Below are 20079 nucleotides of genomic sequence, written 5' to 3' on the forward strand. Positions count from 1 at the left end.
CTGCAAAGGTAGAAATCTTTTTTGAACTTCCAAAAACTTTCTGAAGTTTTTTTTCCTTTTCTCTTTTTCGATTTCCGCGCTCAACTCTCGTTAAACCCTTCTTTTTCATGGTTCCCTGCTCTCGCGGTAACCGCGCCTCCCTTGCGGAGTGGTGCAAAGATAGCGAGTTTACTAACAAACTTCCAAGACTTTTGTTCTTATTTATTTCATTTTCCCCTTAACTGCCTGTAAGGGTGCGAGATTCTTTTTGTAAAACAGGTGATCGGAAGGCTGGGAACGCCGGCTCCGGGACAGATTGGGGACGGGAACCGGGACTCGATACAGGCTCCGCAGCAGAAACATGGATGGACATTGTATTGCTCGATCTGCTTAAGCTCGGGATCACTTTGGTAGCCCGCTCGGCTCAACGCCCAATCGAAGACGATGCGCATAGGCGCAGCCTATAAACTGGTGAATATTGATAAGACCGGAAAATTGTGCCGTCGGAAAGAAACAGCAACGCAGGATATAACAGGGGACGGACGGATATCGGTAGGGCGGGAAAGATGGCAGAACACAGGCTGCCGGAATACCTTCTTCTGTAGTTATACTTTTCTACCTGTTTACTTAGGGTTAGTTTAGGGTTTGTTTAGGTATAATATAGGTTCTAGCTAAACAAACCCTAACCGAAAGCTAACTTAATACTAGGTAAAATCTAGCTTAAAGAAGAAGTAAACAAAAGCGAAATAAACACGACAGCTATACAATGAGCAATATATTGCAGCTCGTCATGCAACCTGGCGTCAAAGTTGAATTACCCTTAAAGATCGGTCACTAACAGCAACTTGCAGGAATAGCGCAACTATAGGCTGTTAAAAAGCTCTTTTAACCTAAAAAAACAGCTCGACTAACATCCTATCAAAACAAATCTTGGTAACATAAGAGCACGAGAAATCGAAAGAAACAGAAAAAGAAATGGAACTGAAAACAGCTAAAGCTGATTCGTAGAAAATAAGGAAATTACGATTTCTCTTCAGCTTTAAAAACCCAAAAACGCTGAAGCGTATAGTTGAAACCCAAAGAAACAAGCAACTCAACAACTAGTTTCGAAAACAAAAAGTTTACATGATATACATCGACCAGAAAATGAATTCCTGTAGACTTCAATGTAATACTACCACAGACGACGATCACAAATTTCCATAACTGACTACCCACGGACTTTTGCGTACTTCCGAAGGACCAGTATCGATTGATCAAAAAATTAACAACAGCACCAAGGCTACCACTAATTGCATTGGAAAAAGGAGCACTGATACGAAGTAGCTTATAGCAAGCAGAGTATACTCCAAAATCAAACAATCCGCCTAAAAAGGCGGAGAGTTGAGCTTTTAAAAAAGTAATAACTTTTGAAGACATCGCTAAATAGCCTCCTCCTGTTGTTTTTTCAGTTTATCCGCTTTATCTTTTTCATCGCCTAATTTAAGAAGTAGGCGTGTATCATTTGTATTAATTATAAAAAGTGCGATACAAATCAACAGTACACACCAATTAATAGACCCAGGCATTAAAACTTCAAATAACATAACCAATGAAATAATCACCCGAATTTCAGTAGGTCCCAAAATTCCGGCGTCTATCGTATACTTATCGGTAATTCTATACCTGAGCTGAGAAATAATCATTGCCCAGCCATATAATGCAACCAATGTAAATCCCAGATACTTAAAATCACCCACGGTATACAGCACATACCCCAATCCTATAAAAACCGTACTAATCCAATCCATTACAATATCCAGCGCGAAACCGTACCAGCGACGGGATTTATTACGGTAGAATGCGATACGACCATCTAATGAATCACCAAACCACTGCACAAAGAAACCAGGGATCCCTAGAAGCAAATAGCGAATATCAACATATTCAGCCAAGATAAAACTCCCCAATATCATTAAGGAGCCTAAAAATCCAATTGCCGTAAGTCCATCCGAGGTAATCCAATTTGGAATTCGAGGTACGAGGTACGAAATAAGTTTTTGTTCGGGTTCACTTAAGATATTTGTTCTCTTTCTATCCTGAAAAAGTTTTTTATTTATTTTTAACTCACTCATTATCTGCGATTATAGCCATTTATTTTCTTTATACCAAGCCAATGCCTCCATTAAGCCTTTCTTCAAATCATATTTAGGTTGGTATTGTAGCTGACGTTGAGCCGCCGAGATATCACAGCCCCAGTTTTCAGCTGTAAGTTCATTCAGTCGCTCCGGATATAGCACAGGTATTGCTTTAGATTTTTTATACAAACGTTCAAAAATAACCGCGATAGTCTTCACGACACCAAAAGGAATATGCATACGAATCATTTTCTTTTGGCTAAACTCTTTGAAAAATCTAGCCAACTCATAACGGCCATACACCTGCCCATCACTGAGGTTATACACCTGCTTTCCTCCTTGATCAAAACGACAGGCATGAATGATCGCCTGCACCAGGTCAGCAACATAAATAAAGCTAAGCTTTTGAGGAGAGCGGCCAACATAGGCATCCAGGCCGCCATTCATTGTTTTAAAAACAATAAAAATATCTTTTTCACGAGGGCCGTATACTGCAGTGGGGCGCAAAATCGTTAGTGGCTGATCTCTAAAATCATCCAAGGCGAGCTCCGCTTTCCGTTTACTACGACCATAGGCCGTAACAGGGCGATAGGGATTGCTCTCATCGATAAGGTTAGCATCGTAGCTAACAGGACCGATTGCCGCAAGACTACTAACGAAAACAAATCTTTTGATGGGAGTTTTTAAATAAAAACAAGCAGATGCCAAGTTTTTTGTATAACCAACGTTGACCTTTTCGAGATCTTCTTCGTGCTTGGCACGAGTCATTGCCGCAGCATGAACAACATAGGTATAGTTTTCCGCTTCCAGTAATTCGCTGATAGACTCTTCATCAGAGAAATCCGGATAAACAAATTTATCTACAACGGAGCGAATTTCTGAAACATCACTTGACTTCCTCACCGCGGCATGAACTTCCATCCCCGCCTCTTTCGCTGCTCTTGTCAAATGATAGCCTACAAAACCACTCGCTCCGGTGATTAATACTTTTTCTATCATAATGATTTTTGATACAAACGATAACGTTTGTACAATTCTCCATTCATTTGTTCTATAGCGTGGTTCATCATGTAATTATGCTCCAACATCCACGAACATTCGGCCCCTTTGATATTAGAATCTTTTGATTCTTTTATAATTCGGCCATACAGACATGCTTCAATACCAAGTTTACGGTAGTCTTCCAATACCCCTAACATGAGTACACGAAGCAAGTTGATTTTTTTCTTTCCAAATAACAATTTAAAAATACCCGTAGGAAGTAGACGTCCTCGCTTCACTTTGATAAGGATTTGATTGATATCAGGTATCCCTAGACCAAAGCCAACAAGCTCACCATCTTTCTCCGCAACGATAGCAAAACGTGGATCGAGAATCATTTTTAGATCTTTGGCCGTATAATTAAATTCGTCCTCTGTCATCGGAACAAAACCCGAATTTTTATCCCATGCTCTATTATAAATGTCACGAACTTTTGCTGCTTCGTTTTTAAAATCCTTCACATTAAATTGACGCAATGTAATGCCAGATCTTTTCAAACGCTCTTCCAACCTATCTAAAAGCAATACAGAACGTTTATCCGCAGACTTTTCCATGACCAAATAAGCTCTCAAATCCACTTTATGTCCATAACCTGAATTGGTAATCAAGTCAATGTAATAAGGTGAATTGTAGGGCATCATGGCTACTGGGGGCTTATCAAAACCGTCAACCAACAAACCAACGGTATCATTGGTTGATAAATTGATCGGCCCAACGATCGTATCCCCTCCTTTAGCTTTAACCCATTTTTCTGCAGTCTCAAATAACGCGTTTGCGACTTCTTGATCATCTATACAATCGAAAAAACCCCACTGCCCTTCATTCACATGATTGAAAGCATTATGGTTATTGTTCCAGATGGCACATATACGACCGACAATCTTATCGTTACGATAAGCTAGAAAAGGTTGTGCTTGGGAATGTTTATAAAAGGGATGCTTGTCAGGGGAAAGCAAATCGTTTTGTTCAAGAAATAAGGCAGGTACATAATTAGGATTTCCCTCATAGAGACTATGAGGGAAATCTATAAACAGCCGTCTTTGTTTCTTTGTTTCAACGGGTATAATCTGAATCATACGATTAGATTTTATATTAATGTTTCAACTTCAGCTTGTTTGAATACTTTAACCATCTTCTCAATAGCCTCGTCGATTTGGTCATAAGTATGTGTCGCCATCAATGAAAAACGAATCAAAGACTCTTCCGCAGGAACTGCTGGAGAAACAACTGGATTAACAAATACCCCATCATCTTGGAGCATTTTAGTTACCCAGAACGTTTTTTCATTGCTACGAATAAAGATTGGCAAAATAGGACTTTCCGTAGCACCTAGATCAAACCCATGATCCAGTAATTGTGCTTTGGCATAATCTGTGTTTTTCCATAATTTTTCAATATGCTCAGGCTCATTTTGAATAATTTCCAAAGCTTTCAATGTTGAAGCAACCGAAGCTGGAGTCATTGAAGCACTGAACATCACAGAGCGGGCATTATGTTTTAAGAAATCGATCACATCTGCATCACCTGCGACAAATCCACCTAAAGATGCTAACGATTTACTAAATGTACCCATAATCAAGTCTACATCATCATTAAGCCCAAAATGAGAAGCTGTACCAGCTCCTTTGTGCCCAATAACACCTAAACTGTGTGCATCGTCGACCATTACTGCAGCATCAAACTCATTGGCAATCGACGTAAGTTCAGGCAAATTAACAATATCCCCCTCCATACTAAAGATACCATCCGTACAAATTAACTTCGCACTATCCTCAGGTAGGCGTGATAACTTAGCACGTAAGTCCTCCATATTATTGTGTCCGTATTTGATTACTTTGGAAAAAGACAAACGGCTACCATCAATAATTGATGCGTGGTCACGCTCATCCAACAAAATATAATCATTACGTCCCATTAGACATGACAAAGGCCCTAGATTTGATTGGAATCCTGTACTAAACAGAATAGCGGCTTCTTTACCTACATAAGCAGATAATTTTTCTTCCAGTTCCACGTGAATATCCAACGTACCGTTTAAGAAACGAGATCCAGCACATCCAGTACCATACTTTTCCAAAGCATCTTGCGCTGCTTTTATAATACGTGTATCAGTCGTTAACCCTAAATAAGAGTTAGAACCAAACATCAACACACGTCTACCATCGATTTTTACTTCGGTATCTTGTTTTGATTGAATAGGTCTAAAATAGGCATATAAGCCCTTAGCTTTCAACTCCTCAACAATCTTAAATTGCGATATTTTCTCGCCTAACTTTCCTTTACTCATGCGATAAAAAGGTATTTCTAAAACTATTTCTAACTTTTAGATGTTATTGTAACAAACAAAATTATCGAATTGGACTTTTATATAAAAAACTCGGTCTCCGACTAAAAATCTGCTATATCCACAATGTAAGTTGAAATGCTACGTTGTATATATTCACAATAATTCCAAAAAACGTTGCAAACATACGAAAACATAATCTGACTTTCACTTAAATTTAGTCATATTTTTAACACATCGCCCAAAACAGTTAATTTTATTTTAATACTCCGCTAACATCCGCCCCACACAATTCTACTTTAAAATAAGACAATTTTAATAATTATATTTGCGAACTTTAAATTATCCTATAATTAGTTACATTTAGGTTCATTGCAATAGCAATGGTATAGACTTACTAATATACAACAATATATGGCTTTATCTTCAGATATCAATATAAAAAATAAAAAAGCTTCTTTTGAATACCACTTACTGGACAAGTACATTGCAGGAATTCGATTATTGGGTACAGAAATAAAATCCATACGCGAAGGAAAGGCAAATATTAACGATAGTTTCTGTAGTTTTTTTGAGGACGGATTATACATCCGTAACATGCACATTGCCGAATATTCCATGGGATCTTTCTATAACCATGAAGCAAAACGCGACCGTCAACTGCTATTGACAAAAAGAGAATTAAAAAAACTGAAAGAGAAAGGGGAAGAACGTGGTTTTACCATTGTACCCCTACGCATCTTTATCAGTGCCCGGGGGTTTGCCAAAGTTGAAATTGCCTTGGCACAGGGTAAAAAAGATTTTGACAAACGAGAAAACATCAAAGAAAGAGATGTTAAACGTGAGCTTGATCGCGTGATGAAATTTTAGGTTAACGCGCCAGGACAAATGCGCCTGGCGTCATGCCTACCCTGCTTTTAAAAAGCCGAACAAAGTAGTTGACATCATTAAATCCTGCCCCATAGCACGACTCCTTTACATTACGGGTGAGTAAAAGCATCTTTTTTGCCTTCTCGATACGCTGTTGGATCACATACTCCATTGGACTAAGTCCAAGTTCACGGTTAAACATCCGCGTAAGGCTCGCTTTGCTCATGTGAGCAGTCCGCTCCAATAGACCAATTGAAATTTTCTCGGTAATATGTTTCTGAATAAATTCCTGCACGTGTAACAGTACTTTGTTGGGCGACTTCCCAATTTTTAATGCCATCATCGACTGTGACTGAAGTAGCCGAATCGTAAGCTCTTTAAAGGTCAGATCTGCAAGCACATCTTTCAACGGATTTTCACTAATAATGATCTGAAACAACTTGTTCACCAGATCGGCAAGCTCAGTCGAATTGTACAGGTGAAAAAACTCCGGATCAAGCCGCCATTGATTGACATGTTCTTTTGGATAAAACTCATTTAGATAATCTAAAACTGCTGCTATCTTCTCTCTATGAATTGTTAAAGCGGTACACTGCGTGGGCTGGTCGAGGGTCGCTTCTGGAAAATCAATATGCATAGCCACCGATGCAGGTAACACCATCATCTGACCGGGCAGATAGTCAAAAGCCTTTACATTCTCCAAATGCATGATTTTTTTACCCTGGATCATATTAATCATAACCAAATCATCAAAACATAAAGGTACATGCTGCGATATCCGATATGTTTCGTAGATATTAAGCTCCAAGCTATCTAACGTAAATGCGCGTCGGTTCTCCACTAATGTGCTGAGCTCCCCCTTCCGCGAAAATGGCAATGTATGAATCAGTGTCCTATTTTCCATAGTGCAACAATTAAATATAATTGGCAGTCAATCAAATATAATAAATAAAATAAACTATGAGCGAAAGTTATGTGCCACAATTGTGCTATGTTTTGGATCAATTCTGCTACACCATTGAATAATTGCTGGCTAACTTTGATAAGAAGGGATTAAAAATAATTAATAAATAAACCATATGAGCGCAATCAAAAGACCATCGTTCAAAGAACGATATGACAACTACATTGGTGGTAAATTTGTCGCACCAATTCAAGGAAAATACTTCGATAATATTTCGCCGGTAGATGGAAAAGTGTTTACTCAAGTTGCCCATTCAACAAAAGAAGATCTGGATCTCGCTGTCGACACCGCCGCTAAAGCTTTTGAAACTTGGGGACAAACCTCGGCTACAGAACGAAGTATTATCCTCAATAAAATTGCTGACCGCATTGAAGCTAATTTAGAATATATCGCCGCCGTTGAAACGATAGACAACGGAAAAGCGGTACGTGAAACATTAAATGCCGATATCCCATTGGCAATCGACCATTTCAGGTATTTTGCTGGTGTAATCCGCGCTGAAGAGGGGTCCATAAGCGAATTGGACAGCAATACAGTGTCACTGATTGTACACGAACCAATCGGAGTTGTTGCACAGATTATTCCATGGAATTTCCCGATTCTAATGGCCGTATGGAAACTAGCTCCGGCCCTTGCCGCAGGGAACACCGTCGTATTAAAACCTGCTGAAAGTACACCCACATCCATTCTTGTCCTTATGGAGATTATCGGTGATCTGATTCCTGCCGGAGTAGTCAATATCGTTAACGGTTTCGGCGCAGAACTTGGTCGTTCTTTGGTCACAAACCCAAAGGTTTCCAAAGCAGCATTCACTGGTTCCACAGCAACTGGACGTTTGGTTATGCAATATGCGACTGAAAATATCATTCCGGTAACCCTAGAATTGGGTGGGAAATCGCCCAATATTTTCTTTAGTTCGGTTATGGATGCAGACGATGCATTTTTGGACAAAGCAGTGGAAGGAGCCGTATTATTCGCACTCAATCAGGGCGAAATTTGTACCTGTCCTTCTCGTTTACTGATCCAGGAGGACATTTATGAAAAATTTATCGCTAAAGTAGTCGATCGGGTTAATCAGATCAAAGTGGGCGATCCATTAGACCCAACAACAATGATGGGTGCTCAGGCATCGAAGATCCAAAAGGACAAAATTATGTCCTATATTAAACTTGGCAAAGAAGAAGGGGCCGAAGTATTGACCGGCGGTGATGAAAACAATGTCGGTGCTGGTTTTGAAGAAGGCTACTACATCAAACCTACCCTATTCAAAGGCGATAATAGCATGCGTATTTTCCAGGAAGAAATCTTCGGTCCCGTGCTTGCAGTCACCACGTTCAAGGATGAACAAGAAGCAATTGCTATCGCCAACGACACCATGTATGGTCTCGGAGCAGGTGTATGGACCCGAGATGCACATCAGCTTTATCAGATCCCGCGTGCCATACAAGCAGGACGTGTTTGGGTAAATCAGTATCACTCCTACCCAGCGGGTGCCCCATTTGGCGGATACAAACAATCAGGAATTGGACGGGAAAACCATAAAATGATGCTTGCCCATTACAGACAGGCTAAAAATATGTTGATTTCCTACAGTAAAGAAAAACTTGGTTTCTTTTAACTGAAGCGTACCGGGTATTCTTTTCGAACAGCTAGATACCCGAGTTTAGGGGGGAGCAAATGCTGCCCCTTCAGCTGAATTTCCTATTCGTCAACGCTAAAACACATAAACGAATTTCACCATGATCAATAGACTAGACATCACTGAAAAAGCCAGGGAGCTCATTCATGAACTTGAAGCGAAGCATGGTAAATTAATGTTTTATCAGGCCGGAGGTTGCTGCGAGGGTACACAGCCACAGTGTTTTGAGGAAGGAGGTTATTTTCCTAGGACAAATGACGCCATGATCGGATTAGCCGAAGGATATGAGTTTTGGGTGGATCGGGATCTCTTTGAATATTGGAAACATGCGCATTTCACACTCGATGTGCTGGATGGATTTGGTCCGGGGGGATTCTCATTGGAAACCCCACTGGGTAAAACTTTCAAAGTTCATTATCGTTTATTTACAGCCGAAGAACTTAACGACCTCAGCCCAATCAAGAGAAACGAATGACAAAAAGGGTCGCATTGCAATCTGCGACCCTTTTCCATGTTATAATTTTAAAAAATCTCTCTCGAGTTTCCGCATTCGGAAGCTAAAATTTTATTCAATATCCAAGCCTTCAAGGACTGGAATTGGCTGTCTGTTTTCATCAAGGGCAACAAATGTAAAAACACCCTCAATGGCCAATTCTCTTCCTTCCTTGTACATATGTTCCAAAAATATGTCGACCTTCACCTTCAAGCTGGTCCGGCCTACATTTTGAACCCGCGCGACCGCTTCAATAATACTTCCGGAAGGAATTGCCTTATTGAAGTCAATACGGTCTGTCGATACAGTCACCAACGTTTTGCGGCAAAATCGTGTCGCAGCCATAAACGATACTTCGTCCATAATGGACATCGCCTTGCCGCCGAACAAAGTATCGTGATGATTTGTCAAAAACGGAAACACGGTCGTGCAAACATGTGTTTCTGATAAATCAATACGTTCTTGTAAAGTCATTTATTGTTTTATTTAGTGGATTTAAGAGGAGACAAATGTAAACCAATCTAGCTCCAGTTCCGTCATTTTTATTCCATATTTTCGTCAATATCCACGCCTATACCTTTCAATAAAAGCGACGCATTGAATATCTTACATTCCCCTATCTTCAGCTTATAATCAAACAGCATCTGCCCCGCATCAACACGAATGTCAAAATGATAATTTTTGATATCTCCCGGGAATTCCTCTTGTAAACTGGACAGTTGTAAGTCGTGTGTAGCCACCATACCCTTACCGTCCAATCGAACCAGTTTCTTTATGATTGCACGGGAGCCAAGATATTTGTCGACCGAATTTGTTCCACGAAGCATCTCATCGATTAGAAAAAAGCTATCGCTATGTACTGAAACTGTATCCAATATAAATTTCATCCGATTCAGTTCTGCTTTAAATGTCGACGTACTTTCATTCAGGTTATCCTTGATGCGCATATAGGATATTAGTTTGTAAATCGGGAGCTGAAAAGAAGTCGCTGCAACCGCAGCTCCGGCATAAGCCAAAATTGCATTAATACCTACTGTCCGCAGAAATGTACTCTTTCCAGCCATGTTTGAACCTGTTACCAAAGCAACACGATGATCTATACTACTGTAATCATTGGCGACGACCTGACTGCTTGGGATCAGTGGATGATATAACCCTTGCGCGTCAATCTTATTTTCCAGCGGATTATCCAAAATTACTGGATAACTATAAGACGAATGGTTTCTCTTCCAAATAGCAAGACTAGTGACAGCCTCCACCTTAGCCAAGGTATCGAATGAATTCAGAATCTCGTTTTCGTATTTATTCTTCCAATCAACAATAGCCAATACTTGTCTAAAGTCCCAAAGGAGAAATAGGTTTAGAAATAGCCCAACAAAGACATTATTCCGTGCGTCCAAGTTGTTAATAAGACCAGCTAATTTTTTAAAGGCAAAGGAAATGGATGCTGTTCCCTGGTTTTGTTTTAGCTCTCCGGCGATCTCCTGCATAGCAATAGACTTCCATGCGTGGTCTTCGATCGATTGAATCGCATCTGCATATGATCCCAGCACGCCACCAATTTTGTCTATTCGCGACGAGAACATACTCACACTTCCTGCTTTGGCCAATGCCCAAAGAATATGAAATAGTCCTATCAAGGTTGCCACTCCAGCCAATTTTGGCACGAAAAAGCTGCCCGCTAAAACGACCAAAAATAAAACAGGGCCTGCTTTGATATAAAATCGCATAAAAGCATTTCCGAATTGAAAATTTCGGTCTTGAAAGTAATTTGTCAAAAATGCCTTGATATCCAATTTATGGTTCAGATTGGCCAAGAGCTTTGCCTGAAAATCCCATATCCATTCGGATTCATTTTCGAGTTCCTGTGATGCTTCTTGATTGCGTTGAATTTGATTGCTTTGGAGAGGCGCATCAAGCCAAGAAGCCAAAAGATCAATCCCCTGTTTGGTCGTTGCCCGATTTATCTGCGCGAATAAGGAGTATGTGCCAAAGATATCCATATCGGAGCTATAAGGATGAGCTCCGTTTTCGAAATGCTCACCATGGTCATACATGTTTAGTTTCCCTTCTGCTAGGGCCTGTTCATTTGCCAAAACTTTCAAATAAGCTTCAAAATAGTTCTTCTGAAGCTCTAACTGGCTCTGCTTCCGCACCAGATAGGCAAATAGGAACAATAGTCCAAAAAAGCAGAAAAAAACCAGCGGAAGGCTTTCCAGTTGAAAGGTATAAAATAACAACGCTCCGCCACCGAGTATCACAAATAGCCGCGACAAGCTGAGCGTGTTGACTTGTTTATTTAATTTGACCACAGTTGAAGCGGTTTCGCGATGCTTCTGGTCATATTGTATTGCAGTTGGCGTCATAAGGTGAATATTTATTCTTTCACGTTCATTTCAATTTAATCATGGCTATTTTGCATCTGCTCAAGAAACAAGGGCTCGATTGTCACTCGCAGACCTTGGGGGAGGCCATCGGAACTGGTTGAATGGATCTCCTACCAAGCTTGATCACCCACCAAAGGCACAAAACGAAACGTATCCAATTCGATACGGTCAAAATCATTTTCACCTACCCGAATGATCGTCATCATCTTTTGCGATTTTTCGTCTCCTACAGGGATCACAAAAATTCCGCCCATTTTCAACTGCTTCAACATAACCTCTGGCACGAAAGGCGCACCTGCAGTGACAATAATCTTGTCATAAGGGGCGTGCTCTTCGATTCCCTTGGAGCCATCACCTAAAAAGAAATTTGGTTTATAGCCCATGTAGGGCAACACTTGAATGGTTCGTTGATATAGGTTTTCCTGACGTTCGATAGTATACACCTCTGCGCCAAGTTCCAACAAGATACAGGTTTGGTACCCCGATCCCGTACCAATTTCCAGTACTTTATCTCCTTTTTTCACGTGGAGCAGTTCAGATTGATAGGCGACGGTATACGGCTGCGAAATTGTTTGTCCGTCACCTATTGGAAAAGCAATATCCCGATAGGCCTGATTCCAGAATGTTTCATCAAAAAAATAGTGACGTGGTACCTTGCCAATGGCATCTAATACTTTCTGGTCCGCAATGCCCCGGCTTTTTAGATGTTCAACCAATTTCTTACGAGCGCCTTTCTCCCGATAATTATCAATAAACTTGTACGCCATGATGTTTCAAATTTACCTTTTAAAAGGCACATTAAACAGAATTAATCACAAATAATTCAATACCAACACTGTACGTATTTTCAAGTTAATTTGCTTTATTTTCCGAATCATCTTTCCCTTAGGCTCAACCTCCGTTGACCTCTTGAATTTGGCCGCGAAGAAAACGATAAGCGCATGTGATTTAAGTTTACCAAGAACGCTCGTTTTTACAAGTTAATGCGGGCAATAGCTGTCACTAATAGGGATCTACATCGACCTGAACGCGCACACCAGCATTGGTTTTATCGATTTCAAAATCGAGGAGCACCGAACGGATCAATTCCTTGACCTTTGCAATACTAATATTTGTTCGCTCAATCTTCAAGGTAATGGTCTGGATAAAATTATTCCGCACACGAGAAACTAAAGGCGGCTCCGGTCCCAATACCCTTGCACCCAACTGTTGCCGCAGCGCCGAGGCAAAACGATTGGCCGAATCATAGCATTTCTGAAAATCCGTATGTTTAATATCAATCCGAATGAGACGGTAGAAAGGAGGATAAAGATAGTTTTTACGTTCTGTAATTTCAGTCATAAACATCCCTTCATAATCGTTATTGACCACCTGTTCTAAAACCCGATGATTCGTGGTGTAGCTCTGGATGATAACTTTTCCGCCGGCTTCACGTCGACCTGCGCGTCCTGCTACCTGGGAAAATAACGAAAATGATCGTTCATACGAACGGAAATCCGGAAAGTTAATGATCGTATCTGCATTGACAACACCAATAAGGCTTACTCTTCCGAAATCGAGCCCCTTAGCGACCATTTGTGTCCCTATAAGAACATCAAATTCATGCTCATCAAAAGCCGTGATAATTTTGTCGAAACCATATTTGCCTTTTGTGGAATCCAGATCCAAGCGACCGATGCGGATTTCGGGCATCAGGATTTCAAGTTCTTCCTCTACCCGTTCTGTACCGAAGCCTTTACTTTCGATATGGGGCATTCCACAGGCTGGACAAACACGAAGTGGAGGCTCCACATGACCACAGTAATGGCAATGCATCATATTAGAGCTCTTGTGATAGGTTAAGCTGACATCACAATTGACACATTTTGCAACAAATCCACAGGTATTACACTGGATCATTGTCGTGTGCCCACGTCTATTTTGAAATAATATAACCTGCTCTTTATTTTTTACAGCTTCTTCAATTGCCTTTAACAAGGTACCCGAAAAATAGGAAAACATATTTTCCTTTCTTCCTTCTTCGGGAATATTCACCAACTCAATACTTGGCAATTGGGCGTTGCCATAACGCTCAAGCAGCTGCACAAAGCCATACTTCTTAGCTTTGGCATTGTAATAACTTTCCAAAGAAGGCGTCGCGGATCCCAATAGTACTTTGGTCTGATGTAGAAATCCGAGGTAAATGGCCGTATCGCGGGCATGGTAACGTGGGGCTGGATCAAACTGCTTATAGGAGCTTTCGTGCTCTTCATCAACGATGATGATCCCTAAATCCTGAAATGGCAGAAAGACGGAAGAACGAGCTCCAATCACAACCTGAAATTCATTTTTCATTACTTTATGCCACACCTCGGCACGTTCATTATCATTAAACTTAGAGTGGTACACCCCCAGTTTATCGCCGAAATGCAACTTTAAGCGCGCTGTAATCTGCGCTGTCAGCGCAATCTCAGGCAGTAGATAGAGAGCTGATTTTCCCGCAGCGATTGCTTGTTCAATAAGCCGTATATAAATTTGTGTTTTTCCCGAAGCAGTCACACCATGCAACAGTGTAACGTCCTTCTCTTCAAACGACGCTTGTATTTCGGTATAAGCCCTTTGCTGATTTTCATTAAATTGAAAATTGGCATCCAATTCGATATCCTCCCCCTGAAATCGGGATACAACCTTTTCCTTTATTTCAAAAACACCTTTATCAATCAAAGCGGTAATTGCGCCGTTACCACAGCCCGAGGCCTCCGCCAGCATGGGCCGCGTAATCTCCTCCGTTTTTTTGACCAGCTGCATAAATGCCAATACCGCATCTTGTTGTTTTGGCGCACGGTTTAAGCTATCCAACAATTCTCTTTTTGCATCTTCATTTCGAAAGTCGGGCGCAAAACGCAAAAATGCTTTGGTCTTGGGTTTATATCGTTCTGTAATCTCTTCAGAAATCAAAACAATTCCTTTGTCAAATAATTGTTTTAATATAGGGAAGACTGTTTTTTGTCCCAGCAATTTCACAATATCATTGACTTTTAGTTCTCCCGCCACCTCCAAAGCTTCGATGATGAGATACTCCTTATCTGAAAGTGTGGAACGGTCAAATTCTTCCCCAATCGATGAAACGACTTTGGTCTCACTGGCCAGCTTCAATGCCGAGGGCAGCGCAGCCTGCATGACTTCACCCAAACTACACATGTAATAATCGGCTAGCCAATCCCAAAGTTTAAACTGAGCTAAATCGACAATGGGTTTTTCATCAATGATGTCCAAAATATACTTTGCTTCATAGTGCTTTGGTGCTTCCTGGCTAATGGACTTGACAACCGCAGAATAGATCTTATTCCGTCCAAATTGCACGATGACTCGTACACCGACCTGCACACGATCGTTCCAGTCAACCGGAATACGATACGTATATGTTCTTGCTAATGCTAGTGGTAGGACCACATCAACAAACAGCGTATCTCTTTCACTAAAAATCGTAGATTGTGGATTGGACATAAATTCAAATTATGGTATAAAAGTACAAAAAAACCTTCAGGAATAGAGGTCAAACGACTCCGGCAATGCATAAAACCGTCTACAATCATACGGCGCCAAAGCGACATCGGAGTGTGAAAGCCAAGCGATCACTGGTCAATCCATTGTAACCTAAAAAAGCCTTCCTGAATTTATTCAAGAAGGCTCTGTTATGATTAAATACGAATATGATTTCGTATCGACATAGGCAATTAAATAGGATTACGATTTATTTTTTAGCGCTGCTATAAATAGCGCAACCCAGCCAACGATCAAAGACAATCCTCCCAAAGGCGTGATAGGTCCTAAAATAGACGGATTGCCAAAGCCGGTTATTTCTCGCACACTTAAGACATACAACGATCCTGAGAAAAAAAGTATACCAATGAGGAAAGCAATAAATGATACTTTAATCGAGTACGTCTTTGCTCGCGAAAAAGTAGATAAAAATAACAGGGCGAAGGTATGATAGAAATGATACTGGTTTGCAGTTTTCCAAGTTTCAATATGATATGTACTTACCTTTCCTTCTAGACCATGAGCGCCAAAGGCACCTAATATTACAGCTAATGCTCCCAACAACGAAGCGGCTAAAATGATTTTCTTATTCATTATGTTAAAGTGAATGCTGAAAATGAGTTTCTAGCGATAAATGTATTAAAAACAGAGCAAAATAAGGAATTTTTTGTTAAATTTCTATTACAAAGGCGCATTATAGCAACGATTTTCTATCTCTTCCCATATATTTTTATTAGGTTTGTTTTACGTATGAATCATCATGAGCATCGTGCAGCTCACCAAGATCTTGAACGAGGTTCAAGATTTGTATATCCTTGATAAACATCTGCCGCATGATAACTTCATCACCATTTAAAAAACAAGTTTAGTGTACTTATCTGCTGAAAAGAAAATGAGTACCTCATAAATAGTTGTTCTGCTAAAAACTGCATTTTTAATCGTATCGACCAGCGGGTTAGTGACGATTTATTCGAGTTCTTATCAGGCATTGAAAAAAATAAAAAGGATGAAAAAAACAATCATCATCACTGTTGTATTATTCATCGCGGTCATCGCGGCCACGATCTATCTTTTTGGAGACTTCAATAAAAACAATAAACAAGATTCTAAAGCTTTACAATATCTTCCTGAAAATACATTAGCCATTGCCTCCTTTGCCAATGATCAGACTGTAGATACGATCTTTAACGACTATGAGCTCTTTAAAGCCATTATTGGCCAACGCAATTTCAGTAATTTGGAACGTCTTAAAGACGAATTATTACGTAGCGAACAGCTAGCACCTCTTGTAGCGGGGCAGCAAGTATTACTGTCTTTTCATCAGGAAAAAGATCAGATTACTCCGCTATATAGCGTTCAGGTTGGTCAAAGCATTGATAATAACGCGCTGGCAACATTGCTTGGAAACGTCGGTAAAAACTACAAGATACAACCCTTTGACACCTTAGGCCAACGATTTTATGGGCTTAATCAAGGTACTAAGGATAGTACACTTTATTGTGCCTATTCCCACGAAATCATTTTCGCCAGCTACTCTAAGCAGGTGCTTTCCCAGATCTTTGATAAACAGGTTAAGAAAATAAGTACCAAACAAATCGAGTTCTTCGTAAACCATAATAATAAAAACACACCACTTAGTCTCTATTTTTTCAATGAGCAACTGTCGCAAATTGCTCGAATACTAATGAAATCCAAATTTGGTACCTATCTCAACCTGATCGATTCGCTGAAGGGCCAAACGTCCTGGAACATGAATTTCAAAAAGGATGCTTTTATCTTTAAGGGTGAAACAGATCTCACGGCGAGCAAAAATAGCTACTTACAGTTATTTGCCACGCAGACGGCTCAAGTGCAAGCTCTGGGGAACTATCTCCCTAAAAATGCAGCATCTTATATAGACTTTAGTATCTCTGATCCCCGTAGTTTCCGCAGCGGATTAAAAGCCTTGTTAGTACAACAAAAAGAAGACGCTCGATTGACGAAAAGTATAAAAAACTTTGAAGAGGACAGCAAAGTATCATTTGACAGTATTATTGCGCCAATTTTCAACGATGAATTTGCACTCGCGGAACTGGACAATCAGGATGCGATTGGTTTGATTAGCATTTCGGATTCCACACAATTTGCCGATAATCTTAAGAAATTCAGTACTGCTGTAGGGGATTCGATCTATCAATTTAAATATTCAAATCTTTTACATGCCCTATTTGGAGAACCTTTCAAGAGCTTTACCCGACCCTATTTCACTATTGTAGACAATATCATGGTTGTTGCTGGCCGAACAGGTATCTTGCGAGATTATCGTGAATCTTTCCGGGAAAAGCAATTTCTTTCGGGTACTGCAATTTTCAAAAATCATGCAGCATTGCAGAATAGCCGCAGTAACGTAACGTTCTATTTAGAACCTAAGGCTGGTAAAAGCAATATTCTGGATAACTTAAAAGCTGATTTCGCAAAGAACTTTAAAGATGAGGATGAATATGGTTTTCAAAATTTCTATTCATGGTCCTATCAGCTAAGTGGCAACCAAGGCACATTTTCGTCCAGTTTATATGCACTCTTTAAGAGTGATACGAGACTGGGGGGAAAACCAGAATGGACAGCTCAACTGGAGAACCGAATTATCAATAAACCTTGGATTTTAGATCAAGATGGGAAGACCAAATTTATCCTGATTCAAGAACAAGATCACACGGTACATGCATTTTCGCCGGATGGAAAAGAGCTTTGGCAGAACCTCTTCCAAGGTGAAATTTTGGGCGAGCCAGTTCAGTTACAGGACCTCAGTATTGTCGCTGTTACAAAAAACCGCTTATATCGTTTTATGCCAGATGGTAAAAACCGAACCGGTTTTTCAGTTGAATTACCATACTCGGCAACTTATGGGGCTACAATTGCCACCTTCAATAAAGAGCAACGTATTTACATTCCCGCAACAGACCGCATTCTTGCCTATACACTCGACGGCAAAAAAGTGGAGGGCTTTGAAAATAATAGCGTGGACGGGCGAATTTTATTCGATTTAAAAACAACCAGTCTAGGGCAGACCAATTATATTATTGCCGGTACAAGCACTGCTTCCGTCTATTTCTTTGATCAAAATGGTAAGGTCATCCATAAAAAAACATTGGATACCGATGGGGAAAGTGTTAAAAATCCAATTGGTTTAGTTGCAGCGTCGGATGAAAAGAACTCCTTCATCTACTTGGCAAACAATAAAGGTAGTGTCTTCAAAATTCCTTTCGAGGGCGAAACCAAAAAAATAAAACTGGGTGACTGGGGCAAAGATGCGTTCTTTAATTTTGAAGATATTAGCGGTGGTGCTGACAGAGACTTTGTTATTCTAGCCAACAACAAACTGAATGCCTACAGTGCAAGAGACTCTTCTTCCTACTTTGAATATAAATTCATCGAAGAGGCCAGTAACAGACCGTTGTTTTTTAAACGAATAGGTAAATCTGATATCATTGGCGTAGGAACCGACAATCGCATGATCTATGTCTTCGGATCTGATGGCCTGGTTCAGGAAGGATTCCCTGTAGAAGGTTTTTCAAAATTCTATTATGGACCGATTAACTATGGCGACAATGCCAATTATCTAATCTGCATGAAGCGGGATTTCAAGATCTATGTATATAAGTTTTAAAAACCTGAAAATCAATTTTTTAAAATCAACACCAAATGCTATAAGATGCTAAAAGATCTTTATAAAAAATTTGTCTAATCTAATTTTTTTATAGTAGGTTTGCAGACTTAATATGACTATGCTGAAATCGGAAGAATTAAAAGAGTTATTGGCTGAACCAAAACGTATTGTAATTACAACGCACTACAAACCAGATGGGGACGCTTTGGGTTCATCTTTAGGATTGTACTTTTGGTTGACCTCGAAAGGACACCAGGTAAATCTCATTGTACCATCAGACTTTCCTGCTTTTTTGGATTGGCTACCTGGCTTGGAAAATGTACAAATTTATACACAGGATATTGACCTGCACAATCAACAGATTGACGCAGCTGAATTAATTTTCTGCTTGGATTTCAATGGTCTTGCCCGTATTCAGGAAATGGGTGAACCTATTCGTCAAGCGAAGGGAATCAAATGTATGATTGATCACCATTTGGATCCGGAAGGATTTGAAGACTACGCTTTTTGGGATTCATCTGCAGCGGCGACCGCACAATTGATCTATCGCTTCTTGGTCCATGAGATGCAAGATCCAGACCATATCAGTGCAGACATGGCGACATGCCTATATACCGGTATTATGACCGATACGGGCTCTTTCCGCTTCCGTTCGACTACTGCTGAAATTCACCGCATCATTGCATCACTCATTGATTGCGGCGCACAAAACTGGGCTATTCACGAAGAGATTTATAATAGTTCGTCTGAAAGCCGCCTGAAATTCTTAGGATTCTGTCTACTGAATCGTCTAGAGGTTATCCACGAATATAACACCGCCATTATCCATGTAACCAAAGCGGATCTCACGCAGTTTGAAGTTATCACCGGCGATACCGAAGGACTGGTCAATTATGCACTTTCAATTAAAGGAATTCGATTGGCTGCTTTAATTATTGACAGAAATGAACAAATTAAACTATCTTTGCGTTCGATTGGAGAAGTTCCTTGCAATGAGATCTGTAAATTATATTTCAATGGGGGTGGGCATCTTAACGCTTCAGGCGGTAATTCGAAAGAAAGCCTCGAAGCAGTGATTGCTAAATTCAAATCGGTTTTACCAAATTATAAAGAAATATTAACAAAATAAGATATCGT

Annotated in this window: 17 protein-coding genes; 6 read left to right on the forward strand and 11 right to left on the reverse strand. The window is 40.2% G+C overall.

Annotated elements, in window-relative coordinates; all coding sequences use genetic code 11:
- The first annotated feature begins 233 nt into the window (after nt 1-233).
- Nucleotides 234-446: a hypothetical protein gene (locus B3P16_RS12055; protein ID WP_286843096.1), complete on the forward strand. Its 213-nt coding sequence runs from the start codon at nt 234-236 to the stop codon at nt 444-446.
- 553 nt (nt 447-999) lie between these two features.
- Here the strand turns inward: B3P16_RS12055 and B3P16_RS12060 are convergent.
- The 5 genes from B3P16_RS12060 to spt are packed head-to-tail and all read right to left on the reverse strand — an operon-like array spanning nt 1000 to nt 5424.
- The gene (locus B3P16_RS12060; protein ID WP_286843099.1) at nt 1000-1398 is read right to left on the reverse strand and encodes a GtrA family protein; all 399 of its coding nucleotides are present in this window, start codon (nt 1396-1398) and stop codon (nt 1000-1002) included.
- Nucleotides 1399-1400: 2 nt separating this feature from the next.
- Entirely contained in the window at nt 1401-2093 is a 693-nt protein-coding gene (locus B3P16_RS12065; protein ID WP_070561220.1) for a CDP-alcohol phosphatidyltransferase family protein, read from the reverse strand.
- Nucleotides 2094-2102: 9 nt separating this feature from the next.
- Nucleotides 2103-3095, reverse strand: coding sequence for an NAD-dependent epimerase/dehydratase family protein (locus tag B3P16_RS12070; protein WP_070561221.1), 993 nt, complete (start codon nt 3093-3095; stop codon nt 2103-2105).
- A complete protein-coding gene (locus tag B3P16_RS12075; protein ID WP_070561222.1) occupies nt 3092-4213 on the reverse strand; it encodes a hypothetical protein in 1122 nt (373 codons plus the stop codon). The genes B3P16_RS12070 and B3P16_RS12075 overlap by 4 nt, the downstream gene beginning before the upstream one ends.
- Nucleotides 4214-4224: 11 nt before the next feature.
- Nucleotides 4225-5424 (reverse strand): serine palmitoyltransferase, encoded by a 1200-nt coding sequence (gene spt, locus B3P16_RS12080; RefSeq protein WP_046672730.1) that lies wholly within the window; start codon nt 5422-5424, stop codon nt 4225-4227.
- 411 nt (nt 5425-5835) lie between these two features.
- On the opposite strand from spt, the gene smpB reads away from it, so the two are divergent.
- Nucleotides 5836-6291: an SsrA-binding protein SmpB gene (gene smpB / locus B3P16_RS12085; RefSeq protein ID WP_046672731.1), complete on the forward strand. Its 456-nt coding sequence runs from the start codon at nt 5836-5838 to the stop codon at nt 6289-6291.
- Between the two features lies 1 nt (nt 6292).
- Here smpB and B3P16_RS12090 read toward each other — a convergent pair whose 3' ends face one another.
- Nucleotides 6293-7195 carry an AraC family transcriptional regulator gene (locus B3P16_RS12090; RefSeq protein WP_046672732.1) on the reverse strand — a complete coding sequence of 301 codons (903 nt, stop codon included), beginning with the start codon at nt 7193-7195 and terminating at the stop codon, nt 6293-6295.
- 175 nt (nt 7196-7370) lie between these two features.
- On the opposite strand from B3P16_RS12090, the gene B3P16_RS12095 reads away from it, so the two are divergent.
- A complete protein-coding gene (locus B3P16_RS12095; RefSeq protein WP_070561223.1) occupies nt 7371-8873 on the forward strand; it encodes an aldehyde dehydrogenase family protein in 1503 nt (500 codons plus the stop codon).
- A gap of 121 nt (nt 8874-8994) precedes the next feature.
- Nucleotides 8995-9369, forward strand: coding sequence for a DUF779 domain-containing protein (locus B3P16_RS12100; protein WP_046672734.1), 375 nt, complete (start codon nt 8995-8997; stop codon nt 9367-9369).
- A gap of 90 nt (nt 9370-9459) precedes the next feature.
- Here B3P16_RS12100 and B3P16_RS12105 read toward each other — a convergent pair whose 3' ends face one another.
- The 5 genes from B3P16_RS12105 to B3P16_RS12125 all read right to left on the reverse strand — a co-directional run bounded on the left by B3P16_RS12105 (nt 9460) and on the right by B3P16_RS12125 (nt 15890).
- Nucleotides 9460-9861 carry an acyl-CoA thioesterase gene (locus B3P16_RS12105; protein ID WP_070561224.1) on the reverse strand — a complete coding sequence of 134 codons (402 nt, stop codon included), beginning with the start codon at nt 9859-9861 and terminating at the stop codon, nt 9460-9462.
- 68 nt (nt 9862-9929) lie between these two features.
- Nucleotides 9930-11753 (reverse strand): MutS-related protein, encoded by a 1824-nt coding sequence (locus B3P16_RS12110; protein WP_286769503.1) that lies wholly within the window; start codon nt 11751-11753, stop codon nt 9930-9932.
- Nucleotides 11754-11884: 131 nt separating this feature from the next.
- Complete coding sequence (locus tag B3P16_RS12115; RefSeq protein WP_046672736.1) at nt 11885-12541, reverse strand: protein-L-isoaspartate(D-aspartate) O-methyltransferase; 657 nt, start codon at nt 12539-12541, stop codon at nt 11885-11887.
- 235 nt (nt 12542-12776) lie between these two features.
- On the reverse strand, nt 12777-15260 hold the full coding sequence (gene priA / locus B3P16_RS12120) for a replication restart helicase PriA (protein ID WP_286843103.1): 2484 nt from the start codon (nt 15258-15260) through the stop codon (nt 12777-12779).
- 240 nt (nt 15261-15500) lie between these two features.
- Nucleotides 15501-15890 carry a DUF423 domain-containing protein gene (locus B3P16_RS12125; RefSeq protein ID WP_046672738.1) on the reverse strand — a complete coding sequence of 130 codons (390 nt, stop codon included), beginning with the start codon at nt 15888-15890 and terminating at the stop codon, nt 15501-15503.
- Nucleotides 15891-16302: 412 nt separating this feature from the next.
- Here B3P16_RS12125 and B3P16_RS12130 point away from each other — a divergent pair, with 412 nt between their 5' ends.
- Together B3P16_RS12130 and B3P16_RS12135 are read left to right on the forward strand one after the other, a co-directional pair.
- Nucleotides 16303-18942 carry a hypothetical protein gene (locus B3P16_RS12130; protein ID WP_286843104.1) on the forward strand — a complete coding sequence of 880 codons (2640 nt, stop codon included), beginning with the start codon at nt 16303-16305 and terminating at the stop codon, nt 18940-18942.
- 118 nt (nt 18943-19060) lie between these two features.
- A complete protein-coding gene (locus B3P16_RS12135; RefSeq protein WP_286843394.1) occupies nt 19061-20071 on the forward strand; it encodes a DHH family phosphoesterase in 1011 nt (336 codons plus the stop codon).
- Nucleotides 20072-20079 lie beyond the last annotated feature (8 nt).

The organism is Sphingobacterium sp. UBA7631, assembly GCF_002483935.1.
Classification (GTDB): domain Bacteria; phylum Bacteroidota; class Bacteroidia; order Sphingobacteriales; family Sphingobacteriaceae; genus Sphingobacterium; species Sphingobacterium multivorum.

What these genes read in the sequence shown, in the direction of transcription:
- B3P16_RS12095 (WP_070561223.1), top strand. Translation starts at nt 7,371, where the DNA reads ATGAGCGCAATCAAAAGACCATCGTTCAAAGAACGATATGACAACTAC.
- B3P16_RS12125 (WP_046672738.1), bottom strand. Translation starts at nt 15,890, where the DNA reads ATGAATAAGAAAATCATTTTAGCCGCTTCGTTGTTGGGAGCATTAGCT.
- B3P16_RS12100 (WP_046672734.1), top strand. Translation starts at nt 8,995, where the DNA reads ATGATCAATAGACTAGACATCACTGAAAAAGCCAGGGAGCTCATTCAT.
- smpB (WP_046672731.1), top strand. Translation starts at nt 5,836, where the DNA reads ATGGCTTTATCTTCAGATATCAATATAAAAAATAAAAAAGCTTCTTTT.
- B3P16_RS12065 (WP_070561220.1), bottom strand. Translation starts at nt 2,093, where the DNA reads ATGAGTGAGTTAAAAATAAATAAAAAACTTTTTCAGGATAGAAAGAGA.
- B3P16_RS12110 (WP_286769503.1), bottom strand. Translation starts at nt 11,753, where the DNA reads ATGACGCCAACTGCAATACAATATGACCAGAAGCATCGCGAAACCGCT.
- B3P16_RS12130 (WP_286843104.1), top strand. Translation starts at nt 16,303, where the DNA reads ATGAAAAAAACAATCATCATCACTGTTGTATTATTCATCGCGGTCATC.
- B3P16_RS12115 (WP_046672736.1), bottom strand. Translation starts at nt 12,541, where the DNA reads ATGGCGTACAAGTTTATTGATAATTATCGGGAGAAAGGCGCTCGTAAG.
- B3P16_RS12105 (WP_070561224.1), bottom strand. Translation starts at nt 9,861, where the DNA reads ATGACTTTACAAGAACGTATTGATTTATCAGAAACACATGTTTGCACG.
- priA (WP_286843103.1), bottom strand. Translation starts at nt 15,260, where the DNA reads ATGTCCAATCCACAATCTACGATTTTTAGTGAAAGAGATACGCTGTTT.
- B3P16_RS12060 (WP_286843099.1), bottom strand. Translation starts at nt 1,398, where the DNA reads ATGTCTTCAAAAGTTATTACTTTTTTAAAAGCTCAACTCTCCGCCTTT.
- B3P16_RS12075 (WP_070561222.1), bottom strand. Translation starts at nt 4,213, where the DNA reads ATGATTCAGATTATACCCGTTGAAACAAAGAAACAAAGACGGCTGTTT.
- B3P16_RS12090 (WP_046672732.1), bottom strand. Translation starts at nt 7,195, where the DNA reads ATGGAAAATAGGACACTGATTCATACATTGCCATTTTCGCGGAAGGGG.
- spt (WP_046672730.1), bottom strand. Translation starts at nt 5,424, where the DNA reads ATGAGTAAAGGAAAGTTAGGCGAGAAAATATCGCAATTTAAGATTGTT.
- B3P16_RS12070 (WP_070561221.1), bottom strand. Translation starts at nt 3,095, where the DNA reads ATGATAGAAAAAGTATTAATCACCGGAGCGAGTGGTTTTGTAGGCTAT.
- B3P16_RS12135 (WP_286843394.1), top strand. Translation starts at nt 19,061, where the DNA reads ATGCTGAAATCGGAAGAATTAAAAGAGTTATTGGCTGAACCAAAACGT.